At 74.3% G+C, this 14,046-nt stretch carries 6 protein-coding genes; all 6 read left to right on the forward strand.

All coding sequences use genetic code 11. The annotated features are described in order from the left end of the window. Positions 1–4: 4 nt before the first annotated feature. Genes V1634_RS26135 through V1634_RS26160 form a run of 6 tightly spaced genes read left to right on the forward strand, consistent with a single transcriptional unit; the run spans position 5 to position 13,974 of the window. A complete protein-coding gene (locus V1634_RS26135; RefSeq protein WP_331210543.1) occupies positions 5–1,417 on the forward strand; it encodes a condensation domain-containing protein in 1,413 nt (470 codons plus the stop codon). A gap of 1 nt (position 1,418) precedes the next feature. Then, positions 1,419–2,777, forward strand: a complete 1,359-nt coding sequence (locus V1634_RS26140; protein WP_331210544.1) for a glycosyltransferase family 2 protein — start codon at positions 1,419–1,421, stop codon at positions 2,775–2,777. Continuing rightward, positions 2,774–3,574 carry an HAD family hydrolase gene (locus V1634_RS26145; RefSeq protein ID WP_331210545.1) on the forward strand — a complete coding sequence of 267 codons (801 nt, stop codon included), beginning with the start codon at positions 2,774–2,776 and terminating at the stop codon, positions 3,572–3,574. Before V1634_RS26140 ends, V1634_RS26145 begins: the two co-directional genes overlap by 4 nt. Further along, positions 3,567–6,653, forward strand: coding sequence for a condensation domain-containing protein (locus V1634_RS26150; protein ID WP_331210546.1), 3,087 nt, complete (start codon positions 3,567–3,569; stop codon positions 6,651–6,653). The genes V1634_RS26145 and V1634_RS26150 overlap by 8 nt, the downstream gene beginning before the upstream one ends. Beyond that, a complete protein-coding gene (locus V1634_RS26155) occupies positions 6,650–12,319 on the forward strand; it encodes a non-ribosomal peptide synthetase/MFS transporter (protein ID WP_331210547.1) in 5,670 nt (1,889 codons plus the stop codon). Before V1634_RS26150 ends, V1634_RS26155 begins: the two co-directional genes overlap by 4 nt. Next, positions 12,316–13,974, forward strand: coding sequence for a class I adenylate-forming enzyme family protein (locus V1634_RS26160; protein ID WP_331210548.1), 1,659 nt, complete (start codon positions 12,316–12,318; stop codon positions 13,972–13,974). The genes V1634_RS26155 and V1634_RS26160 overlap by 4 nt, the downstream gene beginning before the upstream one ends. Positions 13,975–14,046 lie beyond the last annotated feature (72 nt).

Raw genomic sequence — 14,046 nt, forward strand, 5'->3', positions numbered from 1 at the left:
CGACGTGCCGCGACGCGAGCGGTCGACGCTGGAGTTCACCGGGCTGGACGGGGGCAGCGCCGAGCTGACCTGGGGGCAGCGCTTCGTCTGGGACATCCTGGAGTCGCTGGCCCCGGCCAACCACTACCTCAACATCCGGTTCCGGGTGCACCTGCCGGGCGACGCCACCCGGGAGCGGGTGCTGGCCGCGCTGCACACCCTCGTCCGCCGCCACCAGGCGCTGCGGACCCGGTTCACCGTCGGCCCGGACGGCGAGCCCCGGCAGCACTGCGACCGGGCGGGCGACCTGCCGGTGGAGATCTGCGAAACCGAGCCCGGCCGGGTACGCCGGGTCGCCGACCAGGACGAGGAACGGCTCTGGCGGGAGCCGTTCCGGCACGACGCCCAGTGGCCGCTGCGGGTGAGCCTCGTCGTGGCCGGTGGCCGCCCCCGGCAGGTCGTCTTCGTCCTCTCCCATCTCGCCGCCGACTCCTGGGGCTGCTTCGTGCTCCGCCGGGAGTTCCTCGAACTGCTCCGGGACGACCACGCCGAGCCGGCCGCAGGTTGGCAGCCGCTGGCCCGGGCCGGTTACGAGGCGTCGGCGCCGGGTCGCCGGGCCAACGACCTCGCACTGGCGTACTGGCGCCGGATGCTGGAGACCATGCCGTCGACCGCCTTCCCCACCCCGCCGGGGCCGGGCGGGACCCCGCTCTTCCCCGGCGTCGGCCTGCACTCGGTGGCGCTGGCGGCGGCCGTACAGGCCGTCTCGGTACGACACCGGGTCGGGCCGGCCGCCGTCCTGCTCGGCGCGCTGGCGACGGTCATCGGCGTCCGGACCGCTACCCGGGAGGTCCCGCTCTTCCTCGCCGGAGGCAACCGGTTCACCCCCGGCGACGCCGCCTCGGTGGGAACCTTCTACCAGGGAGCACCGGCGCTGATCCGGTTGGACGGCGGGTCGCTGGCCGGCACCATCCGCAACGCGCACCGGGCGTCGACGCTGGCGTACCTGCGGGGCCAGAGCGACCCCCGGGACGTCGCGCGGTTGCTGGCGGAGGTGCAGACCCGGCGGGGTGTCGACATCGACCTGGCGAGCACCGTCAACGTGGTACCCGAACCCGGCGTCGCGGGGCCGCCTCCGGCACCCCTCGGCGTCGCCGAGCTGCGCGAGCTGACCGCCGCCACCCGGGTCACCGAGCTGGCGGGCCGGGACAGCGAGCGGCTGACGTTGTACGTGCACGTCAAGTCGCTGCGCTCCCGCGCGGTCCTCGAACTCTTCTCCGACAGCCGCCACCTGCCGGCCGCCGACGCCGGCAAGCTGCTCGCCGGGCTGGAACTCGTCCTGATCGAGCTGCTCGACGTCGGGGACCTCGACCTCGACCGGGTGGCCGACCTCGTCGGGATCGCCACGCCGGCCCTGCACGCGGACCGGGGGGCCTGACGTGCTCTCCGTGATCATGCCGACCTACAACCAGGTCACCTGCCTGGACCTGACCCTCGGGTCCCTCGTCCGGCAGACCGCCGACCGGGACGGGTTCGAGGTGATCGTCGTCGACGACGCCTCGGCCCAGGACGTCCGTGCGGTGGTCCGTCGGCACGAGGCCGACCTGCGACTGCGGTACGTCCGGCACGACACCAACCGGGGGCGGTCGGCGGCCCGGAACTCCGGGGTCGCCCGGTCCCGGGCCGACCTGCTGCTCCTGATGGACGCGGACTCCTACGCCGCCCCGGACCTCGTGCAACGGCACCTGCGCCGGGCCGGCGGGCCGGACGCCGAGGTCGTCTACGGCCGGCGGATCGAGCCGAGCTGGGGAACGTTCACCCGGTTGCGGCAGGCGATACCCGACGAGGCCGACCTGCTGCCGATGGAGGGCGACCACCGCGACCTGCCGGGACGGGCCGACGGCGGCTTCGACGTCTACCGGCGTACCGGCTGGATGTTCGGCTTCACGCACAACCTCTCGCTCCCCCGCGAGCTCTACCTCCAGGTCGGTGGCTTCGACGAGGCGTTCGTCCGGTGGGGATACGAGGACACCGACTTCACCTACCGGATCTACCGGCACTTCGGTCGGGACAGCAGCCGCTTCCGCTACGACCCGGGCGCCGTCTGCTACCACACCCCGCACTTCCGGGACTGGGCGACGGAGTGGGAGAACACCAAGCCTGTCCTGCCGTACCTCGTCGACAAGTTCCGGCACTACGACGTCGAGTTCTTCACCCACCCGTCGGACAACCACCGCCGGGTCGCCCGGACGCTGCCGTTCTACGAGGAGTGCCGGGAGTTCGTCCGCGACCACCCGGCCCGGGTCACCGGCGACGCCGTACGCAAGGCCGTCGGCCTGCCGGACGCGGCGAGCAGTCTCTGGATCGGGTACGACGTCGGCACGGCGGCGTCGGCGGGCCGTGGCACGAGCATCGACCACGCCGTCGCGTACGGGCCGGACAATCCGCACCTGTTCGGCGTCCGGACGCCGTACCCGGACGGCTCCTTCGACTACGCCGTGCACCTCGACCTGTGGCGCATGCTCACCCCGATCGACCTCTCCGCGCTGATCCTGGACAGCCTCCGCATCGCCGAGGTGGCGCTGCTGGTGCTGTCGAAGGGGCTCCGCCGCGATCCGGCCGACGGGATCGGGATGATCGACGACCTGGACTACCTCCTCGCGATGCTCACTCCCCGATACTCCGCCGTCATCTCCCACGAGGACGACGAGATGGCCGTCGTCAGCCTGACCCGCCCCGGGTCGGCGACGGTGGCACCACCCGACCTCGGATCCGCGCCAGGCGGTGGACGGCGGTGACCGGCAACCGGCCGGTAGCGGGTCAGCCTCAGCTGGTAGGCCCGCAGCAGCACCCCGCTCGCCCGTCCGCCGTCGCCTTCGACCTCGACGGGACCCTGGTGGACCTGGAACGGTTTCACCACGACGCCCTGCTGCGGGCCGCCCGGGAGGTCGGGGTCGCGCTCAGGTGGGACGAGGCGCTGCGCCGGCTCCCGCACTTCGTCGGCGGCCCCGACGCACGGCTGGCGGCGGAGGTCGCGGCGCTGGCCGGCACCGGGGTCTCGCCGGCCGAGGTGCTCACCGCGAAACGCCGGTGCTTCGCCTCGCTGGTCGGTGCCGTCGACGAGATCGTGCCGCGTACCGGTGCGGCCGAGATCCTGCACCGGCTGGCCGACCGGGGTGTCCCGATGGCCGTCGGCACCGTCACCGAACGCGGGACCGCGCTCGGCATCCTGCGCCGGGCGGGGCTGCTCCCGCTCTTCGGCGCCGACCGGGTGGTGACGGCACGGGACGTAGCGGAGCTGAAGCCGGCGCCGCACGTCTACCGGGAAACCGCGCGACGGCTCGGCGTCCCCCCGGCGGGCCAACTGGTCTTCGAGGACTCGGTCACCGGCATCACCGCCGCCCGGTCGGCCGGCAGTCCGGTGGTGGCGATGCCGACCGTGCCGGACCGGGGTTACCTGGCGTCGGTCGGCGCGGCCGGAGCGACAGCCGTCTTCCCGGACTGGCGGCACCCGGAGCTGCCGCGACTGCTCGACCGGCTGCTGGGACCCGGCGTCCCGGAGCCGTCCCACGGAGGGCGGGCACGCCATGGCTGAACACGACCGCGGCCCGCTGACCCCGGCACAGCGGCGCCTCTGGTTCCTCGACCGGCTCGACCCGGGCGACGCCGCGTACACCATCTCCACCACCGTGCTGCTCCGGGGCGACCTCGACGTCGAACGGCTGCTCGGCGCCCTCGACACCGTGACCGCCCGGCACGAGAGCCTGCGGACCCGGTTCGTCGAGTCCGGCGGCGTACCGGCGCAGGAGGTGCTGGCGCCACGGGCGACGCCGGTGTACCGGGCCGACGTCTCCAGCGAGGACGAGGCCCGGCGGGCCGTCGAGGAGCTGATCGGCCGCCCCTTCGACCTGGCCGAGGGGCACCTGATCCGGGTCGGGCTGCTGCGCCTCGACGCGCGGACCCACGTGCTCTGCACCGCCGTGCACCACATCGTCGGCGACGGCTGGTCGATGAACCTGCTCTACCGGCAGGTCGCCGAGGCGTACCGGGGCGTCGAGCCGGCCGCGCCCGGCCTGCGCTACCTCGACCACGCCCGCTCCCGGCAGGGCGTCGACGAGGCGGCACTCGGGTACTGGCGGACGGCGCTGGCCCGGCCGCCGGTACTCGAACTGCCGCTGGACCGGCCACGCCCGGCGGTACGCACCTCGGCGGGCGTGTCGGTGGTCCGCGAGTTCGGCGCCGAGCTGTGGACCTCGGTACAGCACACGGCGCGGCAACTGCGTTGCACCCCGTTCATGCTGCTGATGACGGTCTACCAACTGACCCTGGCGCAGGCCAGCGGTCAGCAGGACATCTGTGTCGGTACCCCGGTCGCCGGCCGCGACGACGTGGCGGCGGAGTCGGTCTTCGGCTACTTCACCCGGATGCTGGTGCTGCGCGGCGACCTCTCCGGCGACGTGACGCTGCGCGACCTGGTGCTGCGGACCCGGGCGAACTGCCTGGCCGCCTTCGCCCACCAGGAGATCCCGTTCGAGCAGCTCGTCGCCGACCTCGACCTGCCGCGCGACCCGAGCCGCAACCCACTCTTCCAGGCCGCCTTCACCCTGCACTCCACGATGGACGTCTCGGCGACCGGCTTCGAGGGATTCGAGGGGCTGGCCGTCGAGGCGTTCGGGGAGGGATCGCGGCGCACCGTCACCGACGTCGCCATGGACGTCTTCGTCAGCTCGACGGCGATCAACACCCGGTCCGACGACGTCCGGATGGACATCCTGCTCACCTGTAGCGCCGACCTGTTCGCACCGGCCACCGCCGACGGCCTCGCCGACCGGTTCACCGCCGTGCTGCGCGCCGTCCTCGCCGACCCGGACACCCCGGTGCGGGCGCTACCGCTCGTCGACGAGGCGGCCCGGGCCGAGCTGACCCGGATCGGCACCGGGCCGGTCCTCGCCGACGGCCCGCCGCTGCTCGCCCGCATCGCCGGGGCGGTCGACGCCGCACCCGAGGCGATCGCCCTGGTCGGCGGCGCCGAACAGGTCAGCTACCGGGAACTCTGGGCACGTGCCGGGGAGCTGGCCGACGCGCTGCGGGCCGCCGGAGTCCGGCCCGGGCAGCTCGTCGGGGTGAGCCTGCCGCGCGGTCCCGATCTGGTCGTCGCCCTGCTGGCGACCTGGCGGGCCGGCGCCGGCTACCTGCCGGTCGACCCGGGACTGCCGCCCCGGCGCCGCGCCGCGCTGGTCGGGCAGGCCGCCGTCGCCGCCGTACTCACCGTCGAGGGTCTCCGGCCCGGCTCGACCGCACCGACCTGCGTGCCCGACCCCGGCTACGTCCTCTTCACCTCCGGTTCGACGGGTACCCCGAAACCGGTGCTCGTCGGCCGCGCCGCCCTGGCGGCACGCGTCGGCTGGATGGTCGACGCGTACCGACTGACCGGCACCGACCGGGTCGTGCAGTTCGCCGAACTGAGCTTCGACACCCATGCCGAGGAGATCTGGCCCACCCTGGCCGCCGGTGCCACCCTGGTGCTGCTCCCCGACGGTCCGCAGTCGCTGCCGGAACTGCTCGCCGCCGACCCGGCGATCACGGTCCTCGACCTGCCGACCGCGTACTGGCAGGAGCTGCTGGGCCTCGTGCCGGCCTGGCCGGCCGCGCTGCGGCTGGTGATCCTCGGTGGTGAACAGGTGGACGCGACCTCGGTCGCCCGCTGGCGCGACCGGCACGGCGACCGGATCCGGCTGACCAACACGTACGGGCCGACCGAGGCGACGATCATCGCCACGGCGGTCGACCTCGGGGCCGCCGACACCGCTCGCCGGCCACCGATCGGGCGGCCGATCGGCGGGGTCCGGGCGTACCTGCTCGACGAGGCCGGGCGGCTGGTGCCACGCGGGGCGGTCGGCGAACTCTGCCTGGCCGGTGCCGGGCTCGCCGACGGCTACCTCGGCCGGCCCGACCTGACCGCCGAGCGGTTCCGCCCCGACCCGTACGGCGGCGGTCGGCTCTACCGCACCGGTGACCGGGCCCGCTGGCGCCGGGACGAAGCCGTACTCGAATTCCTCGGCCGCCTCGACCGGCAGTTCAAGATCCGCGGGGTACGGGTCGAGCCGGGTGAGGTCGAGGCGGTGCTGACCGGGCATCCCGAGGTGGGCCAGGCCGTGGTCACCGCCCTCGGCGAGACGCTGGTCGCGTACGTGACCGGCACCGCCGCCGTTGCCGACGTCCGCGCCCACGCCGCCGACCGGCTGCCCGCGCCGCTGGTGCCGAGCGTGGTGGTGCCGCTGGCCGCGCTGCCGCTGACCCCGCACGGCAAGGTCGACACCGCGGCGCTGCCGCTGCCCTCGATCGCCGACGAGTCCCGGGCCGAATTCGAGGCGCCCCGGACCGACGCGGAGGAACTGGTCGCCGGGATCTTCGCCGAGCTGCTCCCGGTCGACCGGATGGGCGTGGCCGACGACTTCTTCGCCCTCGGCGGGCACTCGCTGCTCGCCGTCCGGGTGATCGCCCGGCTGCGGGCGGCCGTCAGCCTGGACCTGCCGGTACGGCTGCTCTTCCAGCAGCCCACCGTCGCCGGCTTCGCCCGCGCGGTCGAGGCGGCACTCGTCGCCGAGATCGACCGGCTCACCGAGGACGAGGCGGCGGCGCAACTCGCCGCCGCCCGGACGGGGGCACCATGACCGGCCGCATCCCGCCGCACCCGGCCGCACCGGAGCACGACACCGCGACCCGGCGCCGGGCGGAGACCGCCGCGCCGGGCACCGCCGTGACCGCCGTTGCCGGCCAGCTCTCCGCCACCAAACGCTCGCTGCTCGCCGCCCGGCTCAGGCCGGCCGCCGCGCCGGCCGAGGTCGTCCCGGCCCGGCCGCCGGGGACCACGGTGCCGCTCTCGCTCGCCCAGGAGCGGCTCTGGTTCATGGAGCAGTACGCGCCCGGTACGGCCGCGTACACCGTCCCGGTGGTGCTGCGGCTGCGCGGGACGCTCGACGCGACCGCACTGGAAGCCGCTCTCCGGACCGTCGCGGCCCGGCACGAGAGCCTGCGGATGCGCTTCGACGCCACCGTCGACGGCCGACCGGTGCTGCACATCGACGACACGGTGTCGATCCGGCTCGAGGTCGTCGAGGCGGCCGGTGCCGAGCTGACGGCCCGGGAGGCGTGGGTGCGTACCGCCGTCCAGGCCCGGCTGGCCGAACCGTTCGACCTGGCCCGGGGTCCGCTGCTGCGGGCCGCCCTCTACGGCCTCGCCCCCGACGACCACGTGCTCGCGCTCACCGTGCACCACATCGTCTGCGACGGCTGGTCGGCCGAGTTGCTCGTCGGCGAGGTCCTCACCCTGCTCGCCGCCGCCGGTGGCGCCGGGCCGGGCACCCCGACCGATCCCCTCCCACCGCTTCGCCGGCAGTACGGCGACTACGCGCTCTGGCAGCGGGAACGGCAGCGACAGCGGCTCGCCGACGGTACCCAGGACCGCGACGTCGCCTACTGGCGGGACCGGCTGGCCGGAGTACCTCCGCTGGAACTGCCCACCGACCGGCCGCGCCCCGCGGAGCCGGCCTTCCGGGGCGCGCCGGTCGGCGTGCACCTGGACGCCGGGTCGACGGCGGCACTGCGCCGGCTGGCGCTCGAGCACGGCGCCACCCTCTTCATGGTGGTGCTCGCCGCCTACGCGGCGGTGCTGGCCCGGTACGCCCGGCAGCACGACTTCGCCGTCGGGTCACCGCAGGCCGGGCGCAGCCACGCCGAGCTGGAGCCGATGATCGGCATGTTCGTCAACATGCTGGTCACCCGGGTCGACGCCACCGGCGACCCGACCTTCGCGGAGCTGGTCGCCCGGGTCCGGGACACCGTGCTGGACGGGTACGCCCACCAGGAGCTGCCGTTCGAGGAGCTGGTCACCGAGCTGGACCTGCCGCGCGACGTCGGCCGTTCCCCGATCTTCCAGGTCGCGCTCTCGATGCGCACTCCCGCCGCGCCGCCGCCGGCCTCTTCGCCCTCCCCGGGCGGCGCGGACGAGCGGCTGGCGGTGGCGCCCTTCGTCGTCGAGGCGGTGGCGACCCGGTTCGACCTGGAGCTGGACCTGGTGGCCGGGGAGACGCTCTCCGGCGCGTTCGTCTACCGCCGCGACCTGTTCGACGCCGAGACGGTCGAACGGATCGCCGACACCTTCGTCGAGCTCGTGCACGAGGTCGCCCGCGACCCGGACCGGCCGCTGCACCGCCTGCTCACCCTCGGCGGGGCGGCCCGGGAACAGGTGCTGGTCGGCTGGAACGACACCGCCGCCGACTTTCCGGCGGACGCGACCCTGCACGAGCTGGTCCAGGCCAGCGTCGCCGCCACCCCGGAGGCACCGGCCGTCACCTTCGAGGGGACCACGCTGAGCTACCGGGAGCTGGCCGAGCGGGCGAACCAGGTCGCCCACCGGCTCCGCGAACACGGCGCCGGGCCGGGACGGCTCGTCGCGGTCTGCGCACACCGCAGCCCGGAGCTGGTCGTCGCCCTGCTCGGCGTACTCGTCTCGGGTGCGGCGTACCTGCCGCTGGATCCGGACCACCCGGCCGAACGGCTCGGCTTCGTGCTCGCCGACGCCGACCCGGTGGCCGTACTCACCGCCGGGACGGCTGCGACCGCGTTGCCGCCGACCGACCGACCGGTGCTGGCCCTCGACGACCCGGCCGGCTGGGCGGGCGCCGCCAGCACCGCCCCCGAACCGCTGGCCGGGCCGGACGACCCCGCCTACGTGATCTACACCTCCGGCTCGACCGGGCAGCCCAAGGGGGTGCCGAACGGCCATCGCGGCGTCGTCAACCGGCTGCACTGGATGCAGCGCCGCTACGGACTCACCGCAACGGAGACCGTGCTACAGAAGACGCCGGCCGGTTTCGACGTCTCCGTCTGGGAGTTCTTCTGGCCGCTGCTGGCCGGAGCGCGGCTGGTGCTGGCCCGGCCGGACGGGCACCGGGACGCCGGCTACCTGCGCGACCTGATCGCGGCCGAGCAGGTCAGCACGGTGCACTTCGTGCCGTCGATGCTGGCGGTGTTCCTGGCCGAGGAGGGGATCGGACGGTGCCGGTCGCTGCGGCGGATCATCTGTAGCGGCGAGGAACTCCCGGTGGACCTGGCGCTGCGTACCCTCGCCGCGCTGCCCGGCGCAGAGCTGCACAACCTGTACGGGCCGACCGAGGCCGCCATCGACGTGACCGCGTACCACTGCATCGCCGAGAAGCTGACCGGCGCGGCCCGGGTGCCGATCGGCGCACCGATCGACAACATCCGGGTGTACGTGCTCGACGAGCGGGGCGAGCCGGTGCCGGTCGGCGTACCGGGCGAACTGCACCTGGCCGGCGTGGGGCTGGCGCACGGCTATCTCAACCGCCCCGAACTGACCGCCGAGAGATTCCGCACCGGCCCGGACGGTGAACGCCGCTACCGCACCGGCGACCTGGCCCGGTGGCGGCCGGACGGGACGCTCGACTTCCTCGGCCGGATCGACGGGCAGGTGAAGCTGCGCGGCCTGCGGATCGAGCTGGGCGAGATCGAGGTGGCGCTGCGCGACGAGCCCGGGGTACGCGACGCCGCCGTCGTCGTCCGCGAGGACAGCCCGGGAGACCGGCGGCTGGCGGCGTACCTGGTCGGGTCCGCCCCGGTGGACACCGCCGCGCTCCGGCTCGCCCTCAAGCGGCGGCTGCCCGACTACATGGTGCCGGCGACCTTCGTCGAGCTGCCCGAGCTACCGCTGAGCCCGAACGGCAAACTGGACCGGCGGCGGTTGCCGGCCCCGCCCCGGGTACGCGACCTCGACGCACCGTACCTCGCGCCGGAGACGGCCACCGAGATCCTGGTCGCCGAGGTCTGGGCCGAGGTGCTCGACGTGCCGAGGGTCGGTCTCGACGACGACTTCTTCGATCTCGGCGGGCACTCGCTGCTCGCCGTCCAGGTCGTCGCGCGGCTGCGCCGGGCCGCCGGTGCCGGCGTCTCCGTGCTGGACCTCTTCACCAACCGCACCGTACGCGAGCTGGCCCGGCTCGTCGCCGCCCCGCCGGAGCAGCGCGGTCCCCGGGACCTGGTGCACGAGCTGACCCGGCCGGTGCCCACCGCCCAGCGGGTACGCACCCTGGTCTGCGTGCCGTACGGCGGCGGCAGCGCCGTGGTCTACCAGCCGCTCGCCGACGCGCTGCCGGCCGGGCACCGACTCTTCTCCGTCGCCATCCCCGGCCACGACATCGGCCTGGACGAGGCCGCGCTCCCCTTCGACGAGCTGGCCGAGCGCTGCACCGAGGAGATCCTGGCCAAGGTCGACGGGCCACTGGCGCTCTACGGTCACTGCGGGGTCGGCTCCGCGCTCACCGTCGAGATCGCCCGCCGTCTGGAGCAGCGCGGGCGGGAACTCGAAATCGTCTACATCGGAGCGATCTTTCCGTTCGCCCGGCCACGCAGCCGGGTCTGGACCGCACTGTCCCGGCTGACCCGGATGGAGTCGATCCGCTCCGACAAGGCGTACGCCAACTGGTTGACCTCGATGGGCGTCGACATGAGCGACATCGAGCCGGGCCAGGCCCGGCAAATCATCCGGAACATGCGCCGGGACTCCGACAGCGCCGAGGCGTACTTCACGAGGCTGATGCACTCCGGCACCGAACGGCTCCGCGCGCCTGTCGTCACGGTGGCGGGCGAGCGGGACCCGGCGACCGAGTTCTACGCCGAACGGTTCACCGAGTGGCACTTCCTGACCGACCGCGCCGCGGTCGTAGTACTCGACGAGGCCGGACACTTCTTCCTCAGGTGGCGGGCCGAGGAGCTGGCCGAGATCGTCACCACCGTCGGCCCCGCCGTGCTGGCGGAGCGGACCGGGCCGCTGACCCGGCCGGCGCGCGGCGCGGCGCCGACCTGGTGGCTGCACGACACCTCCCGGTCGGCCGGCCGGGTCGCCACCGCCGGGCCGCAGCCCAGCATGGGGCGTTTCCTGGTCGTCGCGCTCGCCCAGCTCGTCTCCATCCTCGGTTCGACCCTCACCGACGTGGCCCTGCCGCTCTGGGTGCTCAAGGAGACCGGGTCGCTGCTGAACTTCGCGCTGCTCGCCGTCGCCGGGCTCGTCCCCGGGCTGCTGGTGCTGCCGGTGGCCGGAGCCGTCGTCGACCGGTACAGCAGACGTGCCGTGATCCTCTGCGGCGACGTCGGCGCGGGCGGCACCCAGCTGCTGCTCGGCCTCCTGCTCTGGACCGGGTCGCTCCAGGTGTGGCACATCTATCCGCTGATCGCGTTGCTGTCGGTGTCGCTCACCTTCCAGCGCCTCGCCTACAACTCGGCCATCGCGCAGCTGGTGCCGAAGCAGTACCTCGGGCACGCCAACGGCGTCGTACAGATGGTGACCGGCGTCGCCACCATCATGATGCCGCTGCTCTCGGTGGCGTTGCTCGCCGTGATCGACCTCGGCGGCATCCTCGTCATCGACGTGCTCAGCTACGCCGCCGCGATCGTCATCGTGCTGCTGGTGCGGTTCCCCCGGACGCTGGCGTGGCGGCGCCGGGAGAGCCTGACCGCCGAGATCCGCGAGGGGCTGCGGCTCTCCTGGGGACATCGGGGCTTCCGGTCGCTGCTGCTGTTCTTCATGAGCCTCAACGTGTTCCTGTCGCCGCTGTTCATGATGCTCACTCCACTGGTGCTGGCGTTCGCCGGCATCGACCAGGTCGCCCAGGTCTCGGTCGCGGGCGGCGTCGGGGCGTTCCTCGGCGGCTTGGCGATGAGCATCTGGGGCGGGCCCCGGCATCGCCGGCTCTTCACCGTGCTCTGCTGCACGCTGGTGCTGGCCGGCTTCTGCCTCGTCATCGGCCTGCGGCCGACGCTGTGGGTGATCGCGGTCGGCGCGTTCGGCATCTCGATGTGGCTGGTACTGCTCAACGGCGTCTACACCACGATCGTGCAGGTCAAGATCCCACAGCGGTTCCACGGCCGGGTCTTCGCGATCAACACCGTCATCGCCTGGTCGACCCTGCCGGTCGGCTGGACCCTGGTCGGCCCGGTCGGTTCCCGCCTCCTCGAACCGCTGATGGCCCCGGACGGGCTGCTCGCCGGCACGGTCGGCCGGGTCATCGGGGTCGGGCACGGCCGGGGCATCGGCCTGCTCTACCTGCTGCTCGCGGTCGCCATCGCGGCGGTGGCGCTGGTGGCGATGCGGCTGCCCCGGATCGCCCGCTTCGACGACGAGGTCCCGGACGCCCAGCCCGACGACCAGGTCGGGGTGGAGGCGTTGCGCCGCCGCGCCGCCTCCGCCCAGCCCGCCGGAGCGCAGTCCGGGGCGCAGTCCGGGGCGCAGCGGCCGGCCGCCGAGCGGGTGGCAGCCCGATGAGCGGCACCTCGGCCGGGGGCGCCGCCGGTGCGGGACGCGGCGTCGCTACCGGCGGCGGGGCGCGGCCGGCCCTCGGCCGCCGGCTGGGTGGAACCGGCCGGGTCGCCCTGACCGTGCCGCAACTGCTCGCCGCCCGGGCCGGCACCGAACCGTCGCACGTCGCCGTCAGCCAGGGCGCGGGCAGCCTCGACCTGGGCACCTGGCAGGCCCGGACCCAGGCGATCGCCGCCGGGCTGCGGGCGGCCGGGGTACGCCCCGGCGACCGGGTCGGGCTGCTCTACGGCGCCCAGGACTGGATCGGGTACGCCTGCTCCTACACCGGGGTGCTCGCCGCCGCCGCGGTGGCCGTGCCGCTCTCCACCCGCAGCGCCCCGGCGGAACTGGCGTACATGCTGGGGCACAGTGGAGCGGCGGCGCTGCTGCACGGGCCGACCGCGAAGCTGCCCGACGTGCCGGTCCGGTTCCGCTGGGGCCCCGACGACGTGGCGGCGCTGCCCGGGGCGGAGCTGCCCGGGGCGACGCTGCCCGGGGCGACGCTGCCCGGGGCGGAGCCGACGGCCGGACCGCGGCCCGGTGACCCGGCGCAGATCCTCTACACCTCCGGCACGACCGGTCGACCCAAGGGGGTCACCGCGACACACGCCAACCTGACCCACGGCTGCCGGCTCGACCCGCCGCTGCGGGCGCTGGCCCACTCCCGGCAGTTCCTGCACGCCTTTCCGATCGGCACCAACGCCGGCCAGACCATGCTGTTCAACGCGCTCGACGCACACGCCGGGATGCTGGTGACGGCCCGGTTCGGCCCGGACCACTTCGCCCGGCTGATCGAGCGGCACGGGGTGGGGAGCGTCTTCGTGGTGCCGGCGATGGCGATCGAACTGCTCCGCTCGGGCGCGCTGGAGCGGTACGACCTGAGCAGCGTGGTGCTGCTCGGCTCGACCGCCGCCGTCCTGCCGCCCGCCGTGGCGACCGGGCTGGCGGCCGCGCTGCCCGGCGCCACGATCGTCAACTACTACACCTCGACGGAGGCGGCGCCGACCCAGACCAGCGTGGTCTTCGGGCCCGATCGCCCGGCCGCGCTGGGCAGGGTGGTCGCCGGTGGGGCGCTCCAGGTCCGCGACGAGGACGGCCGGCCCTGCCCGGCCGGGGTGACCGGCGAGGTGTGGCTGCGCTGCGCGGGTACCGCCCGGTCCTATCACGACGATCCGGCGGCCACCCGGCAGGTGTTCCGGGACGGCTGGACCCGGATGGGTGACATCGGCTATCTCGACGGCGACGGCTACCTCTACCTCGTCGACCGGGAGAGCGACGTCATCAAGAGCGGTGCGGACAAGGTCTCCACGGTCGCGGTCGAGGCGGCCCTGCACGAGCACCCCGAGATCGTCGAGGCCGCCGTCTTCGGCCTGCCCGATCCGGTACTCGGGACCACCCCGGTGGCCGCGCTGGTGACCACCCGCCCGCTGCGCCTCGCCGAGGTACGCGGGTTCCTCGCCAGCCGGCTGGCCGGGCACGAGCAGCCCAGCCGGATCGTCCACGTCGACGAACTGCCCCGCAACGCGGGCGGCAAGGTGGTCAAGCACCGCCTGCGGGCCCTCTTCGACCAGCCCGACCCGACTCCGGGGGATCCGAGCAGCCGCCCACCGGAGGCAGCATGAGAGAGAACGGCGAGGCCATGACCCAGGCACCGAACCTCCTGTCACCCGAGCCGCCCGGTGCGCGCGCCCCGG

This window comes from Plantactinospora veratri (assembly GCF_036421995.1).
GTDB classification, from domain to species: domain Bacteria; phylum Actinomycetota; class Actinomycetes; order Mycobacteriales; family Micromonosporaceae; genus Plantactinospora; species Plantactinospora veratri.